The 15,227-nt window shown below is 34.3% G+C and carries 18 protein-coding genes; 5 read left to right on the forward strand and 13 right to left on the reverse strand.

All coding sequences use genetic code 11. The annotated features are described in order from the left end of the window. Nucleotides 1-120 precede the first annotated feature (120 nt). A complete protein-coding gene (locus ACH6CY_RS08215; RefSeq protein ID WP_374066850.1) occupies nucleotides 121-1,413 on the reverse strand; it encodes a Na+/H+ antiporter family protein in 1,293 nt (430 codons plus the stop codon). 100 nt (nucleotides 1,414-1,513) lie between these two features. Further along, the gene (locus ACH6CY_RS08220; protein WP_374066851.1) at nucleotides 1,514-1,669 is read right to left on the reverse strand and encodes an SE1561 family protein; all 156 of its coding nucleotides are present in this window, start codon (nucleotides 1,667-1,669) and stop codon (nucleotides 1,514-1,516) included. 140 nt (nucleotides 1,670-1,809) lie between these two features. On the opposite strand from ACH6CY_RS08220, the gene ACH6CY_RS08225 reads away from it, so the two are divergent. Next, on the forward strand, nucleotides 1,810-2,673 hold the full coding sequence (locus ACH6CY_RS08225) for a mechanosensitive ion channel family protein (RefSeq protein ID WP_374066852.1): 864 nt from the start codon (nucleotides 1,810-1,812) through the stop codon (nucleotides 2,671-2,673). A gap of 20 nt (nucleotides 2,674-2,693) precedes the next feature. Here ACH6CY_RS08225 and ACH6CY_RS08230 read toward each other — a convergent pair whose 3' ends face one another. From ACH6CY_RS08230 to ACH6CY_RS08240, 3 genes are all read right to left on the reverse strand, one after another. Continuing rightward, the gene (locus ACH6CY_RS08230) at nucleotides 2,694-3,476 is read right to left on the reverse strand and encodes a YfkD family protein (protein WP_374066853.1); all 783 of its coding nucleotides are present in this window, start codon (nucleotides 3,474-3,476) and stop codon (nucleotides 2,694-2,696) included. A gap of 77 nt (nucleotides 3,477-3,553) precedes the next feature. Beyond that, the gene (locus ACH6CY_RS08235) at nucleotides 3,554-4,177 is read right to left on the reverse strand and encodes a YczE/YyaS/YitT family protein (protein WP_374066854.1); all 624 of its coding nucleotides are present in this window, start codon (nucleotides 4,175-4,177) and stop codon (nucleotides 3,554-3,556) included. 97 nt (nucleotides 4,178-4,274) lie between these two features. Beyond that, nucleotides 4,275-4,667, reverse strand: coding sequence for an OsmC family protein (locus ACH6CY_RS08240; RefSeq protein WP_374066855.1), 393 nt, complete (start codon nucleotides 4,665-4,667; stop codon nucleotides 4,275-4,277). Nucleotides 4,668-4,826: 159 nt separating this feature from the next. On the opposite strand from ACH6CY_RS08240, the gene ACH6CY_RS08245 reads away from it, so the two are divergent. Continuing rightward, nucleotides 4,827-5,984 (forward strand): MFS transporter, encoded by a 1,158-nt coding sequence (locus tag ACH6CY_RS08245; protein WP_374066856.1) that lies wholly within the window; start codon nucleotides 4,827-4,829, stop codon nucleotides 5,982-5,984. 57 nt (nucleotides 5,985-6,041) lie between these two features. Here ACH6CY_RS08245 and ACH6CY_RS08250 read toward each other — a convergent pair whose 3' ends face one another. Next, complete coding sequence (locus ACH6CY_RS08250; RefSeq protein ID WP_374066857.1) at nucleotides 6,042-6,719, reverse strand: amino acid ABC transporter permease; 678 nt, start codon at nucleotides 6,717-6,719, stop codon at nucleotides 6,042-6,044. A 316-nt stretch (nucleotides 6,720-7,035) separates the two neighbouring features. On the opposite strand from ACH6CY_RS08250, the gene ACH6CY_RS08255 reads away from it, so the two are divergent. Continuing rightward, a complete protein-coding gene (locus tag ACH6CY_RS08255; protein ID WP_374066858.1) occupies nucleotides 7,036-8,922 on the forward strand; it encodes a heavy metal translocating P-type ATPase in 1,887 nt (628 codons plus the stop codon). A 65-nt stretch (nucleotides 8,923-8,987) separates the two neighbouring features. On the opposite strand, the gene ACH6CY_RS08260 is transcribed toward ACH6CY_RS08255, so the two are convergent. The 4 genes from ACH6CY_RS08260 to ACH6CY_RS08275 all read right to left on the reverse strand — a co-directional run bounded on the left by ACH6CY_RS08260 (nucleotide 8,988) and on the right by ACH6CY_RS08275 (nucleotide 11,484). Further along, nucleotides 8,988-9,821 (reverse strand): YihY/virulence factor BrkB family protein, encoded by an 834-nt coding sequence (locus ACH6CY_RS08260; protein ID WP_374066859.1) that lies wholly within the window; start codon nucleotides 9,819-9,821, stop codon nucleotides 8,988-8,990. A 79-nt stretch (nucleotides 9,822-9,900) separates the two neighbouring features. Then, nucleotides 9,901-10,185 carry a hypothetical protein gene (locus ACH6CY_RS08265; protein ID WP_374066860.1) on the reverse strand — a complete coding sequence of 95 codons (285 nt, stop codon included), beginning with the start codon at nucleotides 10,183-10,185 and terminating at the stop codon, nucleotides 9,901-9,903. Nucleotides 10,186-10,187: 2 nt separating this feature from the next. After that, on the reverse strand, nucleotides 10,188-10,658 hold the full coding sequence (locus ACH6CY_RS08270) for a low molecular weight protein-tyrosine-phosphatase (RefSeq protein WP_374066861.1): 471 nt from the start codon (nucleotides 10,656-10,658) through the stop codon (nucleotides 10,188-10,190). Between the two features lie 94 nt (nucleotides 10,659-10,752). Beyond that, nucleotides 10,753-11,484, reverse strand: coding sequence for a lysophospholipid acyltransferase family protein (locus ACH6CY_RS08275; protein ID WP_374066862.1), 732 nt, complete (start codon nucleotides 11,482-11,484; stop codon nucleotides 10,753-10,755). Between the two features lie 529 nt (nucleotides 11,485-12,013). Between ACH6CY_RS08275 and mreBH the strand changes: the two genes are divergently transcribed. Beyond that, the gene (gene mreBH, locus ACH6CY_RS08280) at nucleotides 12,014-13,021 is read left to right on the forward strand and encodes a rod-share determining protein MreBH (protein ID WP_374066863.1); all 1,008 of its coding nucleotides are present in this window, start codon (nucleotides 12,014-12,016) and stop codon (nucleotides 13,019-13,021) included. Between the two features lie 61 nt (nucleotides 13,022-13,082). Here mreBH and ACH6CY_RS08285 read toward each other — a convergent pair whose 3' ends face one another. Next, nucleotides 13,083-13,580 carry a PTS sugar transporter subunit IIA gene (locus ACH6CY_RS08285; RefSeq protein ID WP_374066864.1) on the reverse strand — a complete coding sequence of 166 codons (498 nt, stop codon included), beginning with the start codon at nucleotides 13,578-13,580 and terminating at the stop codon, nucleotides 13,083-13,085. A gap of 91 nt (nucleotides 13,581-13,671) precedes the next feature. Next, the gene (locus tag ACH6CY_RS08290; protein ID WP_374066865.1) at nucleotides 13,672-13,890 is read right to left on the reverse strand and encodes a YdbC family protein; all 219 of its coding nucleotides are present in this window, start codon (nucleotides 13,888-13,890) and stop codon (nucleotides 13,672-13,674) included. Nucleotides 13,891-13,945: 55 nt separating this feature from the next. On the opposite strand from ACH6CY_RS08290, the gene ACH6CY_RS08295 reads away from it, so the two are divergent. After that, nucleotides 13,946-14,185 (forward strand): DUF2164 domain-containing protein, encoded by a 240-nt coding sequence (locus ACH6CY_RS08295; protein WP_374066866.1) that lies wholly within the window; start codon nucleotides 13,946-13,948, stop codon nucleotides 14,183-14,185. 76 nt (nucleotides 14,186-14,261) lie between these two features. Here ACH6CY_RS08295 and ACH6CY_RS08300 read toward each other — a convergent pair whose 3' ends face one another. Continuing rightward, nucleotides 14,262-15,029 carry a TIGR01457 family HAD-type hydrolase gene (locus tag ACH6CY_RS08300; RefSeq protein WP_374066867.1) on the reverse strand — a complete coding sequence of 256 codons (768 nt, stop codon included), beginning with the start codon at nucleotides 15,027-15,029 and terminating at the stop codon, nucleotides 14,262-14,264. Nucleotides 15,030-15,227 lie beyond the last annotated feature (198 nt).

The following is a 15,227-nucleotide window of genomic DNA, read 5'->3' on the forward strand; positions in this document are numbered from 1 at the left end:
AAAAACAGCAATGTAAAGCTAGCAAATCAGGACCATGACGTTTCTTAAGGTCATCACGTAATGTTCCTCTACTACATGAGAGATGACCAAATATCATTTTTTGAACTTTTGAACATCGTCTTAAAGCATTAATGCAGCAAGCCAGCCTAGAATAAATAGTGGTATATTAAAATGTAAAAAGGTTGGTACACAAGTATCCCAAATGTGATGATGCTTCCCATCCGCATTCAACCCTGAAGTTGGTCCCAACGTACTATCACTAGCAGGTGAACCAGCATCTCCTAATGCACCAGAAGTGCCAATCAATGCAGCTGTTGCTAATGGCGAAAAGCCTGCCGCCATACTAATTGGCACGTATAGCGCTGCAATAATTGGAATGGTTCCAAATGATGAACCTATCCCAATTGTAATAACAAGACCAACAGATAAAAGAACAAATGCAATGAATGCTTTATTGCTATCTAAGAAACCTGAAGATGCTTGGATTAAAGCAGTTACTGCTCCTGTTTCTTTTAAGACATGGCCAAATCCGGAAGCAGTTAACATAACGAAAGCAATCGTTCCCATCATCGTAATCCCTTCTGTAATCACCTTGTCACCTTGTTTAAAGGGTACAACTAAAAATACAAATAGTAAGATAAGTCCGGTTAGCGCACCGATAATTAAACTATCTGTTATAAGTTGCATGGTTAATGCTCCAATAATAGCAATTACTGTTAACCAATGATTACGATGAAAGGAGACTATTCTTTTTTCTTGCTCTAAATCGACACGTGTAGATTTTTGTACTGGTTTCCGATACGTAATAAATACTGCAATCAGTAATCCAATAACCATTCCTAATCCAGGAATTAACAATGAAGCATTAATTTGCCCCATTGAGATTGTTGCACCATTCGACTTCATCCCTTCAAAAATGGTTTCATGAAATAATAATCCATATCCAGCAGGTATCATAATATACGGTGCTTTTAATCCAAAAGTTAAAGCAGTCGCAATTGCACGTCTGTCAATTTGCATATGATCAAACAACTTTAACAATGGCGGTATTAAAATGGGAATGAATGCAATGTGAACTGGAATAACATTTTGTGATAATGATGCGATAATTGCAATTACCAATATAACCATCGTGCGTTTTCCAGATAACACACGGATTAAATAATTCACAAGTACATTTGTAATGCCTGTATAACTTATCGCTACAGCAAATGCACCAAGTAAAATATAACTTAAGGCAGTTTTTGACTGACCTCCCATACCTTCAACAAGTAACTCCACACTTTCTATTACACTTAATCCAGACATCCATCCAGCAATAAGACTAGCAATTATTATAGCAATAATGACATGGACTCTAGCTAAGCTTAATAAGATCATAACTAATACAGATATGATAACTACCCAACTCATCTTAAATCCTCCAATGCTTTAACAATCTAATACTTTACTATAATAAAATATTTGAAGAAAAAAAACAATCCCTCTATTTTTAGGGATCGTCTTTCACCATTTATTTTGTTTGTAATGCTTGTTCCATTTTCTCAATTAATTCAAGTAATTGATCTACATCTTCAACAGATGCGTGATTAGGATCAAGCTGATCTAATTGAACTAAAAATGTTTGTAACTGTGCTTTCAATTGACTCATTTTAGCTTCTTGTACCATCTTATGCTCCTTTTTATCTAGCTTGCTTGCTTGTTTGTTACATTATACCTTTTTATCGAACAAATTAAAATGCTGCCTCAAGAATTAGATAATCATTTATGCTATAATGAACCAGATCCGTGTGATATGGAGGGAAGATAATGAATACAAAAGATATTCTAGCATTCATTAAAAGCGTGTTAGAAACAAACATTGCCCAGATTGCTCTTGGCGGACTAATTATTTTAGTCATGGTCATTATTTCACGTCGCATTATTCGTTCTTTCTTTAAACGAACACGATTTGTAGATGATAAAAAAGAAAAAACGATTGAATCTATGTTAAATTCTGTAATTAAATATGTTGCAACCATTGGGTTTATTCTCTATATTCTTTCTGTCTTTGAAATCGAAATAGGCAGCATGTTAGCAGGTGCTGGGGTACTCGGAATTGTCATTGGTTTCGGCGCCCAAAGTTTAGTGAAAGATCTCTTTGCTGGTATTTTTCTATTATATGAAAAGCAATTACAGCAAGGGGATTGGGTTAAAGTGAATCAAACGTTTGAAGGTTTAGTTGAGGAAATTGGTTTTCGGGTAATCAAAGTAAGGCAATGGTCTGGTACATTAGTAACCATTAGTAGTGGGCAGATACAAACCATTGAAAATTACAATATGAATAAAATGCGTGTAATCGAAAGTGTTACAGTAAGCTTTTATGAGGATCCTAAAAAATTGGTTTCTATTCTAGAACAGACATGCGAACGATTAAATGAGGAGTTAGGTTCCTATCTAAAAAAAGACTTGAGTGGTAGTCCAATCGAGCCGTTTACCCTTTATGGAATGGGCTCATTAAATGATAATTATCGTGGATACAAATATACAATAACCGGGCTTTGTGAAGACTTAGTTTACTTTACAGCAGCAAAAGAAACACGTCGAATAATGGCTGAAACGATGTTTGATTATGGTATTCAAATGGCTGAACAACATATTGATATGCGCACAAGTACATGGAAGAAGGAGTAGTCGACATAAATGACTACTCCTTACTTTGTTTGAAATGAAAAAGATAAGTGGTCTTGTATAGGAATCCAAGCACCAACACTTTGTTTGGTAACATTTTTTACGACTATTTTTTTCTTTGATCCCTTTAATTCAATATAGATATCTCCATAAGTAATTGCACCTTTTTCGTTTATAGCTGGAGCATATGCATCCAGTTGACCGTTTTTATTCATCGGAACCGTATACGCATTCGCTTTTTTCGTATCTTTTCCTATAATCGTATGAAACGACAATGGTAAGTTCATGTTTTGTTTCACTTTTAAAAGTATTAACTTTTTTATTTGGTCTGGCTTATCTATTTTTGTTGTTAATGCACCTTTAATGTGTGCTTCTTCTAACTGATTATAGCTTAATGTTTTCTTTACATCATTTCCTGTATTTATTAATTCATTCGTATTAATTTTTTGATATTCCCAATTCATTTCTGTTTTATCCGATTGATAGTTCAATGGCCAATGCCCCATATAAATGCTTCCTCGATACCCAATAGCAAATGGAGTAGTTTTTATTGAAGATTCATTTAATAGTTGAATTAACTTCGGATTTTCAATGTCGACATCTGCATCTTCCATTAATTTTTCAACAAACGAATTTGGTTCAAATATAACTTCATCTTCTGTAGAATTTGAATACGTATTTTCGTTGGCAATTGATAACACATGATTTGGAATTTCCAAACCTTTCTCTTTAGCCATTACTGACACAGGAAAGATGGATAATACGATAAAACTTACTATAAATAGTTTTATTTTACGATGTTTCATATTTTTCTATCCCTTCCTACAAAATCTTGCGCTATTGTAGTATTCGTTAGTAATAGAAAAATATACAAAACTACATTTTAAGTGTCAAAGGAGTGATCTAGACGTGTTGCGATTTTTTTTGCTGTTGGCTCAAACAATTGAATAGAAGGGCCTATCCCAAATAAGATAATAAATGTACCTATTCCAATCGGTCCACCAACGATAAAAGCTAACACAAATGCCAACACTTCTCCTAATGTTTTTGCTACTCTCGTACTTAAATGAAATCGTTGTTGAAGCGATACCATTAATCCATCAACAGGATTAAGCGGGAATTGGGGTTGCAAATACATTGAAACACCCAAACCTAATATTAATATCCCAATAGTTAAAGAAAGTATCTGAACTAATAAGCCATCTATATTCCATCCGTCCATTACGATTAAAAGCCAAAAATCAATCATAAATCCTATAAGAAGTACTGTTATAAGTGCAAAATAATCTGGCTTTGTTTTTACAATTATCGCATTAACGATCATTAGAATTAACCCGATGATAATAACCCAATTCCCTACAGTGAACCCTGTTATTTCTGCAAGCCCAACATTCAATGCGTCCCATGCACCAGCCCCAAGATCTGCTTTAATGGTCATAGAAACCCCGAAGGATAGAACAACCAATCCTATAATAAAAAATAATATTCTCGCTCCAATGTTTTTCAATCAATCAACCTCCACTTTTTTCACGTACTAGCTATCAAAACTTTCATATTGTCACAAATAAAAGAGCACTTATTCCATGGAATAAGGCTCTTTTATTTTATAAACTTAATTGAATTGTTTCAAGACTTTCTTCTATTTCAATACTGTTTTCTACAGATTGAATCATTGAACAGTTCTTTCTTGCCAAAGCAAGATTTTTATAAAGTTTCTCATCACTTAAATTTTTTCCTTTAATCACATAATGCAACTTAATTTTTTCAATTCGATTTGCTTCGTCTGGATTTCTCGTTACATCTGTTCGAACAACGAAATCGTCAATATTCACGCGCTGCTTCTCTAAAATTTTCATAAACACAGAAGCACTACAGCCTGCAATAGATGCTACCATTAATTGATATGGGCGATAACCATAATCTTCATTTCCGGAAATATCTAATATTCCATAAGGAAGATCTACACGAACGCCAGCTTCTTTAAACAAAAATTCCATTACTATCAACTCCTTCGATTAATCTATATATATGCTTCCCGTTACTATTTACTATAACACATTCAAAAATAGTTATTGATCTTTTTTATTTAAATAATTAGAGTATAATATGTTGTTAGGTTAGAGTGAATTGGAGTGATACATATTTTTTTGAATAACATGCGTTTTTGGATATTGATAAGTTTTGTAACCGTATCGGGATTTTCGCAAGGGATGTTGCTACCTTTATTAGCAATTATTTTAGAACAAAATGGCGTTTCTTCTTCCATGAATGGTCTACACGCCACAGGACTTTATATTGGTGTGCTTATCGCTTCTCCATTTATGGAAAAACCATTACAAAAACTGGGGTACAAGCCTATAATACTTATAGGTGGGTTCCTTGTATTTAGTTCATTATTTGTCTTTCCTATTTGGCAAGCACTCTGGTTTTGGTTCGTTCTTAGACTTTTAATTGGTATTGGTGATCATATGCTCCACTTTGCTACCCAAACATGGATTACTTCTACAGCAGCACCAGAACAAAGAGGACGAATTATTGCTTTTTATGGCTTGTTTTTTAGCCTCGGATTCTCTATCGGCCCTGTAATGACGAGACTACTTGCTATTCATGAAAGTTTACCATTTATCGTGTCAGCCGTTTTTTGTCTTATTATCTGGGTACTGATGCTATTTATTCGTAATGAACATATTAATACGAATGAGGGCGTTGAAATGATAGAAGTATCTTCATCCATTGGTCGATTTATTAAAACTGGAAAAATAGCATGGGTAGCATTGCTATCTCCATTCGCTTATGGATTATTAGAGTCCACGTTACATGGTATATTTCCTGTGTATGGACTACGGATTGGACATGATGTGGGATTATTGTCACTCGTCATTCCTTTATTCTCACTTGCTAGTTTGATCACTCAAATTCCGCTTGGGATATTAAGTGATAAAATCGGACGAAAAAAAATGTTACTAATCATTATTAGTTTAGGTATTGTCATATTTGCTATCGGTGCACAAGTAGAACATTCTGTCATTGGGTTATTTATTACCTTTGCTCTTTCCGGTATGTTGGTAGGATCGCTGTATTCATTAGGTATTTCCTATATGGCAGATTTACTCCCTAAATCATTGCTTCCAGCGGGAAATATCATGTGTGGTATTGCCTTTAGTATTGGCAGTATTACAGGCCCATATTTAGGTGGTTTATTTATTGACTGGTTCCCTAACACTTCTTTTTTCTATATTATTGTCATTTTATTAGTCCTTGTTGTTATTGCAATTGGTTCAAAAAAAGAAACAGGAGATACAATGTCCGTTTAGACATCGTATCTTCTTCCTCTTTAGTTACCACTAATTTTTTGCTTCTCTTAACACTTATCATTCATTAACATAACGACTAAATCTTTTTTCAAGTCTTTCCTGAAAAGCAGATATAACAATGCATAATGGCCAATAAATCAATGCTACAGTGATGTACATCGTTAACGAATCAAACGATCTCCCACTAACAATCTGTGCTTTTTGAAACATCTCTGGTACTGTTATGACTGCAGCTAGTGAGGTGGCTTTAGTTAAATCTAAGAAAACATTTGTCAATGGGGGAATAGCTATTCTTGCAGCTTGGGGCAAAATAATCCCTCCCAACGTTCGCCAATATGGAATCCCTAACGTTGTAGCCGCCTCCCATTGACCTGTATCAATGCTATTTAAAGATGCTCGATTAATTTCTGCAATATACGCTGCACTATTCAAACCAAAACCTATCACAGCAGCTTGAAATGCCGTAAGTTCTATCCCTACCTCTGGCAACCCTAAATATAAAACATACAAAAATACAAGAATTGGCGTACCCCTCATAAATGAAATATATATTCTCGTTGGCCAACGTAATAAACGATAACTAGAACCTCTCCCTAATGCTAAGAAAAGTCCAAGCAATGCCCCCACTCCCATTGAAAGAAATGCAACAGCAATCGTCATCGGTAAGCCACTTAAAACAAAAGGTAAATTTTCGATTGCTAACTTCACGTCAAAAATACTTAACAATGTATCCATCCATATCCCCCTCTATTTTTCTAATTTCTCATTCTGTTTTATCTTAAGTTTATTATGACACATTTGTCTAGACTGATTGTAATTATCATTGTCAACATCTATTAAATTGTCAAATTTTCTTTCAAAATCATGGTGATTTTGACTTGCACTTTTTTCTTAATAGAATATGCTGATATTAGAAGTATTTTATAATTATTTTAAATTACTTTTAAAATTATAATTGAAAAACATTATCATATCAGCGATTTGATATTTTGTTCATTTAATTATTATCAATTAAGAAAAGAAGGTGAATATTTTGAGGGGGTTTTTTAGAATGATTATTACTAATATCACATCACTATCCTTTCTAAAAAAACATCACGAATTAATAGCTGCAATCGGAAGTGGTTTAATTATTTTAGTAGCATGGTTAATAAAAGACATCATTCCTTATCAACTATGGGTTAGTTTCATGTTAGCAGCTTTTATTATCGGTGGCTATGCTAAGGCAAAAGAAGGCATAGAAGATACCATGGAAAATCGAACATTAAATGTCGAGCTGTTAATGATTTTAGCTGCTATCGGATCAGCTTCTATTGGTTATTGGGAAGAAGGTGCAATCCTTATCTTTATTTTCTCTTTGTCAGGTGCACTAGAAACATACACCATGCAAAAAAGTGAAAAAGAACTATCATCTCTCATTAATTTACAACCAAAACAAGCAATGATGATCACAAACGACACTGAGAAACTTGTTCCTGTAGATGCGTTACGTAAGCATGATATGATATTAATAAAACCCGGCGAGCGTGTTCCAGCGGACGGTAAAATTGAGAAAGGCACCTCCACACTAGATGAAAGTGCACTGACCGGAGAAGCTTTTCCAGTTACAAAAAGTAAGAATGATGAGGTTTATGCAGGTACAGTAAACTTAAGCGGAAGTCTATACATTACAATTACAAAGCAAGTAAAAGACTCTTTTGTTCAGCAAATTATTAAATTAGTTCAAACAGCACAACAACAAAAATCACCATCACAGTTATTTATTGAACGTTTCGAAGGCACTTATGTCAAAGTGGTATTAATCAGTGTTGGTATCATGCTATTTTTACCACATTATTTACTTGGATGGAGTTGGATAGACACCTTTTACCGAGCGATGGTTTTACTCGTTGTGGCTTCACCTTGCGCTCTTGTAGCGTCTATTATGCCAGCTAGTTTATCTGCTATCTCAAATGGAGCAAGAAACGGAATTTTATTTAAAGGTGGCGTGCATATTGAACAATTAAGCTCAGTCAATGCTATAGCATTTGATAAAACGGGTACACTGACAAACGGAAAGCCTACTGTAACGGATACGTTATTTGATCCATCTATAAACACAGAAGAAGTTCTTTCCATCATTGCAACAATTGAGAAAGAATCAAATCATCCATTGGCTCAAGCGATTGTTACTTATTGTAACGAAAACAAAATTAAAACAGATTTGCCCCTGGATCACATGCAAGAAGAGTCAGGTAAAGGCGTTTATGCTAGATATCAGGAAGATACTTGGCTAATCGGAAATGAAAAACTATTTACTAGAGATGACCAGTCCTTATCATTTATTCAACAAGGGGAAGTGTTAGCAAAACAAGCAAAGTCAATCGTTTATATTGGTAAAAACAAAACAATCATTGGATTAATCGCATTAAAAGATGAAGTAAGACAGGATACAAAGCAGGCAATTCAAGCTTTTAAAGAAGCAGGTATCTATACGGTTATGTTAACAGGTGATAACAATAGCACCGCTCAAGCAATTGCAAAAGAAACAAACATTGATTCGTTTATTGCTTTATGCATGCCCCAAGATAAGCAGGAACATATTAATAAATTAAAGAAATCCCATCAATCGATTGCTATGATCGGGGACGGAATTAATGATGCTCCAGCACTTGCTACAGCAGATGTAGGCATTGCAATGGGTGCAGGAACTGATGTCTCAATAGAAGCTGCTGACATTATTTTAATGCAAAACCAATTGAGCAAGATTGTGCATGCCAGAAACCTTTCCAAGCGAATGAATCGGATCGTAAAACAAAACATCTATTTTTCGATTAGTGTAATCCTTGTACTTATTTTCGCAAACTTTACACAAGCCATTGACCTACCACTTGGTGTCATTGGACATGAAGGCAGTACTATTTTAGTAATTTTAAACGGACTACGCTTACTGAAATAAATATAAAGATAATATATTTTAAAACAAACTAAATGAAACGCCACTTATATTTTTAAAGTGGCGTTTCATTTAGTTTGTTTTATTCTAGGACGTTTTTCGTTTAGTAGGGCATTAATTTCCCCACCAACTATAATAATCATACCTGAAAGAAAGAACCAAATCATTAATACAATGACACTTCCAAGGCTACCGTACGTAGCTGAGTAGTTTCCAAGGGTAGTAACATAATAAGAAAAGGCAAGTGAAACAAGTTGCCAACCAATTGTTGCAAAAATTGCTCCTACAGCTACATTTTTTAAGCTTACTCGTTTGTTAGGCGCAAGCATGTATAGAGCTAAAAGAACAACAAATAGAACAAAAGAGGATATGACCCAACGCATTGTATCCCATATTTCGAGAAAACCCTCAGACAAACCAAAGAATGAAAATATAAAAATACCAATTTGACGTCCAAATATCGGGAGAAGAAAAGCCATAATGATGACTAATAGCATAGCAATAGTTAATACAATTGCTATTAATCTAGAAACAATAAATGAACGGTTTTCTTCTACATCGTAGGCTTTATTAAATGCTCGTATAATTGCATTAATTCCATTGGAAGCAGACCAAAGCGTTCCAATAATTCCTATCGATAGTAAACCTCCATTCCGTCGATTGGTGATATTATCCATATTATTCTCAATAAGATCTAATATTTCTGCCGGAGCATATGCAGAGAAGAAGCTAATAATATCTACGTTATCAAAAGGAATGTATCCAACTAAAGTAACTAAAAAAATTAAAAAAGGAAATAAAGACAACAATAAAAAGTAAGCTAACTGGGCTGATAGTCCAGTTACATCATCTTCACCAATCCGCTTAAGCAGTTGTGTTAAAAAAGAGATAACTTTTTTCATTTTCTTTATTCCCCTTCTCCAGCATTATCTAACTGTGATTTTATTTATCAACTTACAGCTATCTGATCACGTTATCCAACTACCGTTTCTTTTTTTCGTCGATTTGATTGACAATACTTTGAAACTCATTAATAAAATCCAAAGCCGTATCAAAACCTTTAAGCATTAGTGTAGACATTGATTCATACTGATTTCTAATTTCAGCGACAACATCAGACGGATGCGTCATTAAAAAAGTTGTTTTTCGATTAACCTTCCTTAGCTTGGACTTAACTGACATACGCGTATCTCGATCAAAAAACGTAAGTGCACCGCCGACAATCGCTCCTACTACAATACCTTTGGTTAATAAACTCTTTTTCAAACTCACACACCTCGTTTTTGCTTTATTTCTGACAATAACGCACTACATCCTTTGCTTACCAAATGATACGTGTAATCAAAATTTTTCGTAAAGTATGGATCAGGAACATTTTCTTCTTCGGCTTTTTCAACATAATCCATTAACTTAGCAACCGTTACACCTTCCACTTCTTTACGAATCGTTTCAAGATCATGAATATTTTGCTCATCCATCGCAATAATATAATCAAATGTCTCCCAATCTTGTTTCACCACTTGTCTTGCTTTCATACCTTGATATGAAATATTTTTTTGATCTAGGACTTTTCTAGTACCTTCATGAGGGGGCAAACCAACATGCCAATCGCCAATTCCAGCTGAATCAACATGGAATTGATCAGCAATGCCCTCTTCTTCTGTTAATTGTCGAAAGATTGCTTCCGCCATTGGAGATCTACAAATATTTCCTAAACAAATAAATAATACATTTATCATAGCTATACCACCTATTCTATTGAATTACTCCTATTATACGCATAAAACACCTTTTTTTAAAAAAATTAATTTTGCTGATTAAACAAAAATGACATTAAGATACTTTATTTATTGGATTAGCAATGACCGATTCAATAGTTTGTTGTAATTGTTCAGCTATCGTATGATTTTTCATCTCTTTGTATTGATCTGGCATCATCGGATCACATATAGTTAGAGATACATGCCCCCCCTTCACTTTCATATCATTTTCTTCAAAAATTTTATATGTTCCATCGATGGCAATTGGAACGATTGGAACATTCGCTCGTGTTGCTAAGCGAAGACTCCCCGATTTAAATGATTGAACTGCTTTCCCTCGAGTCCTTGTTCCTTCTGGGAAAATTACCATCGATTGGCCTGCTTTTAAACTTTCAATGCCATCATCGATCACTTTTATCGCAGCTCTTCGGTTCGATCGATCAATAAAGACACATTTTAATTCTTTCATCCATGACGAAATAATTGGTATTTTTTTTATTTCTTGTTTGGAGATAAACCCCATCGGTTTATCGACATATCCAAGTAGAACAATAATATCGAATAGCCCTTGATGATTGGACACAAATAAGACTGGACCTTCTGGTAGTTTGTTTGTTCCCCTCACATCAATGGTTGACTTTGTCCGTTTAAAAACCTTTTGTGAGACTTCCTTTGGCGTTTTGAAAATACGTTTTCCTTTTTCACTAAATGGAATATGATCAGGAATACGTCTCACTTTGATTAAATTAGGAAAACTTTTTAAAACTAATAAACCTGCATATAGATAAATACCTATTGTTTTCAAAAATTACACCTCTTTGATTCGATTTCTTTAATAACTACTGTACATTCAAAAAGATCTGTTCTTGTGCAACTAATAGAACTTTTCCCTTTGTAGACTCGTTAAAAGTCATATTCCCCTCTCAATAAATTTGAAAATAGCTTTTCACCCTCTATTATAGAATAACTTTTGCAAAGATGAAATGCGTGAAACTTTTCGTATAAAAATAGGGGTGTTACAATACCTATAAGATTTAAGTGAAAGGACGAGCGATATGCTTATAGGAAGTAAAGGATGATATGTAGAGAAGATAAAATACATTGCTGTTCGTCGTTTGAAAGGTAGAAAGAGTTAAATTATTTATCGTTGCAAACATGTAAATAAAATTAAAAAATTTGAAGAGGTAAACTGTATAGCTATCTCTTTTTTGCCAAAACTAAAAAACATTAAAGTAAAGTTAAAACAGGATAAAAACTGTTGGATAACCCCCAAAAAACAAAGGGGTTGCTAGAATATTTATAAATGAAATATGAACACCATTGGAGGAAGCATCATGTTTTCAAATGCTGAGATTGGCATAGATTTAGGAACGGCAAATATCCTTGTATACACAAAAGCAAAAGGAATTATTTTAAATGAACCTTCTGTTGTTGCAATTAACTCTCAAAATAATCAAGTAGTCGCTGTAGGAAAAGAAGCGAAAGAAATGGTTGGAAAAACTCCTAGGCACATTGTTCCGATTCGCCCTCTAAAAGATGGCGTTATTGCAGATTATGATATTACCGCACAAATGCTTAAAGAAATTTTAAAGAAAGTAAGCAAAAAAGCCGGTGTCTCTATGCGAAAACCTACCGTTGTCGTTTGTACACCTTCAGGAAGTACATCGGTAGAACGAAGAGCAATTCATAACGCAGTAAAAAGTTATGGCGCTAAAGAAGTCCATTTAATTGAAGAACCAATTGCAGCCGCAATCGGTTCTGACCTTCCAGTAGATGAACCGATTTCTAGTGTTATTGTTGATATAGGTGGAGGGACTAGTGAAGTTGCAATTATATCATTCGGAGGTGTTGTGTCTTGTAAATCAGCTAGGATCGGCGGAGATAAATTGGATGAAGAAATCATTCAGTACATTCGCCGTCATTTCAATATCTTGATTGGTGAAAGTACGGCTGAGAAAATTAAAATGGAGATTGGTTATGCATTAATTGATCATCCAGAAGAAACAATGGAAGTAAGAGGTCGCGATCTAGTTACTGGATTGCCTCGAGTGATTACTGTTACGTCCACGCAAATACAAGATGCGATCCGCGAATCCCTACTATCTATTTTAGAAACGATTCATGCAACATTAGAAAGTTGTCCACCTGAATTAAGTGGAGACATTGTCGATCACGGAATAACTATCGCAGGTGGAGGGGCACTTATTAAAGGTATGCAGGAATGGTTAGCTAATAAAATTCATGTTCCTGTTCATTTAGCACCAAACCCGTTAGAATCCGTTGCAATTGGAACAGGTAAATCATTAAAAATGATTCAAAAATTACAAAAAGCAACTAAATAAAATAAAAAAAACCGAACGATTGCAATCGTTCGGTTTTTTGCATAAATTTTACACATGCTAATTATTTCACTTGGACAGTTAATACTGTAGTTTCACCCTTTATAACAGATTTTGAATCTACTTTATCAATAGATTGTGTTTCATTTGTTATAACAAGTGGCGTAATCGTAGCAGCCTTTTCCGCTACAAAATCCAAGTCAACTGTTACCAATTTATCTCCTGCTTTAACTTTATCACCTTGCTTCACATGTGCTTCAAAACCTTGCCCCTCTAAAGAAACTGTTTCTAAACCAATGTGCAACAAATATTCCACACCAGCTTCTGATAAAATTCCTATCGCATGCTTTGTTGGAAACAAGTTAACAATTTCACCTGAAACAGGTGCAACAAAAGTTCCTTCCGTAGGCTTAATTGCAATGCCATCTCCCATCATTTTTTCAGAAAATGTAGGATCCGGAACTTCTTCTAATGAAACAAGTTCGCCTGTCACTGGGGCAAGTACAACTTCTTTATTAGTAACTGTTACTTCTTCCTTTTTGCCAAACATTTTTTTGAACATCAAACTCTCTCTCCTCTAACATAAAAAATAGTGTAACCATTTATAATCTATACCCCTTAACGGAATATTACAAGCCTCTAATTTATAAAAGCTAGTCTTCTTTTGCTAAAATAGCTTTTAATTGTGTAACTTCTTGTTCGGATAAAGTAATGCCTTTTCCCATTTTTTCATGATCGGGAGACCAATCTCTTAAATCATATTTGGGTTCGCGTTCATTCCATGAAATGAGGTTTAATTCTTTACGCCAGCCTGTACTTGACTCAGAAAGGACACCAATAGTTTTTACAATTTCAAATTTTATATTCGCCATTCTAATCCACCTTTCTCTCTGATATACTAAACAAAAACAGATAAGGAGCAATACGATGTCAGAAGCAATCACATTTACAAAAGAAACAAAACAAGATGTAATAAGTAAAATACAGTACCATTTTGAAAGCACACACGACCAAGAAATTGGCGAATTATCCGCTTCGTTCACACTTGATTTCATCCTTAAAGACATTGCACCAATCATTTACAACCAAGCAATTGAAGATGCGCACGCTTATGTGACAGAAAAATTAGATGACCTATATGAACTTCAAAAACACACACAGCGATAACAGCTAATAAATGCCGAAGTTTGTTAGACCTATTACTACCATACAATATTACTTCTGCTCATAGTTATTTTAATACTTATTCAATGGTCCACTCGGCTAAGCTATCAATGGTATATGTTGGCTGTACATCCACTGTCGTTAAATCTTCTTTACTAGTTACACCAGAGTGGACTAATAATGAATCAACCCCTGCATGAATACCTGCTAGAATGTCGGTATGATAATTATCACCAATCATAATCGTCTCTTCTTTACTTGTACCTAACACTTCCAATGCTTGTTCCACAATAATAGATTCTGGTTTACCAATAAATTTCGGTTTCACTCCAGTTGTCACAGATAAGACAGAAATTAATGACCCTGCCCCTGGCAAAAATCCTCGTTCAGTTGGTAATGCTACATCACCGTTTGTGGCTACAAAGGTTGCTCCTTTACGAATTTCTAATGCTCCAATCGCTAATTTTTCATATGTAATTTCACGATCCAATCCCATTACAACAAAATCTACATTTTCATCAGCTAATTCTAACTCTTCTTCCATTAAAGCTTGATGTAAACCTTTCTCACCAACAGTATATACGCGCGCTCTAGATTTTTGTTCAGCTATATATGCTGCCGTAGCCATACTTGTTGTGAATACTTGTTTCTCTGTTGCCGGAACATCCATCTCTTGTAACTTTTCTGCTACCTCTTTTGGATGCTTCGTAGAGTTATTAGTTACAAATAAGTATGGCAAGTTTCGTTTATTTAATTCTTTAACAAATGTAATAGCTGCATCAATTTTTTCTGTGCCTCTATATACTGTTCCATCTAAATCAATTAAAAAACCTTTATACCGCTTCATGATAAACCTCCAGATAAATTTTAAAAAATATTTGTTATTTTCAGAATACGTGATACTATAGTACATAGCTAAAAAAATTATAACCGTTTTTGTTGTGCAATGTAAAATAGTTTATCTCAATATGTTTACGTGATATTGTATAGTAAGGTATTTTATTTCTTTTTTTCTTTTACAAAAGAACATGTCTAAATAGTAAAG

Origin of the sequence: Paraliobacillus sp. JSM ZJ581 (genome assembly GCF_044383835.1) — a bacterium.
Classification (GTDB): Bacteria; Bacillota; Bacilli; order Bacillales; family Amphibacillaceae; genus Paraliobacillus.

Coding starts and splice junctions, on each gene's coding strand:
- ACH6CY_RS08285 (WP_374066864.1), bottom strand. CDS start 13,580: ATGTTCAAAAAAATGTTTGGCAAAAAGGAAGAAGTAACAGTTACTAAT.
- ACH6CY_RS08270 (WP_374066861.1), bottom strand. CDS start 10,658: ATGATAAATGTATTATTTATTTGTTTAGGAAATATTTGTAGATCTCCA.
- ACH6CY_RS08260 (WP_374066859.1), bottom strand. CDS start 9,821: ATGAAAAAAGTTATCTCTTTTTTAACACAACTGCTTAAGCGGATTGGT.
- ACH6CY_RS08230 (WP_374066853.1), bottom strand. CDS start 3,476: ATGAAACATCGTAAAATAAAACTATTTATAGTAAGTTTTATCGTATTA.
- ACH6CY_RS08240 (WP_374066855.1), bottom strand. CDS start 4,667: ATGGAATTTTTGTTTAAAGAAGCTGGCGTTCGTGTAGATCTTCCTTAT.
- ACH6CY_RS08215 (WP_374066850.1), bottom strand. CDS start 1,413: ATGAGTTGGGTAGTTATCATATCTGTATTAGTTATGATCTTATTAAGC.
- ACH6CY_RS08220 (WP_374066851.1), bottom strand. CDS start 1,669: ATGGTACAAGAAGCTAAAATGAGTCAATTGAAAGCACAGTTACAAACA.
- ACH6CY_RS08295 (WP_374066866.1), top strand. CDS start 13,946: ATGTCAGAAGCAATCACATTTACAAAAGAAACAAAACAAGATGTAATA.
- ACH6CY_RS08245 (WP_374066856.1), top strand. CDS start 4,827: ATGCGTTTTTGGATATTGATAAGTTTTGTAACCGTATCGGGATTTTCG.
- ACH6CY_RS08250 (WP_374066857.1), bottom strand. CDS start 6,719: ATGGATACATTGTTAAGTATTTTTGACGTGAAGTTAGCAATCGAAAAT.
- mreBH (WP_374066863.1), top strand. CDS start 12,014: ATGTTTTCAAATGCTGAGATTGGCATAGATTTAGGAACGGCAAATATC.
- ACH6CY_RS08290 (WP_374066865.1), bottom strand. CDS start 13,890: ATGGCGAATATAAAATTTGAAATTGTAAAAACTATTGGTGTCCTTTCT.
- ACH6CY_RS08300 (WP_374066867.1), bottom strand. CDS start 15,029: ATGAAGCGGTATAAAGGTTTTTTAATTGATTTAGATGGAACAGTATAT.
- ACH6CY_RS08225 (WP_374066852.1), top strand. CDS start 1,810: ATGAATACAAAAGATATTCTAGCATTCATTAAAAGCGTGTTAGAAACA.
- ACH6CY_RS08255 (WP_374066858.1), top strand. CDS start 7,036: ATGATTATTACTAATATCACATCACTATCCTTTCTAAAAAAACATCAC.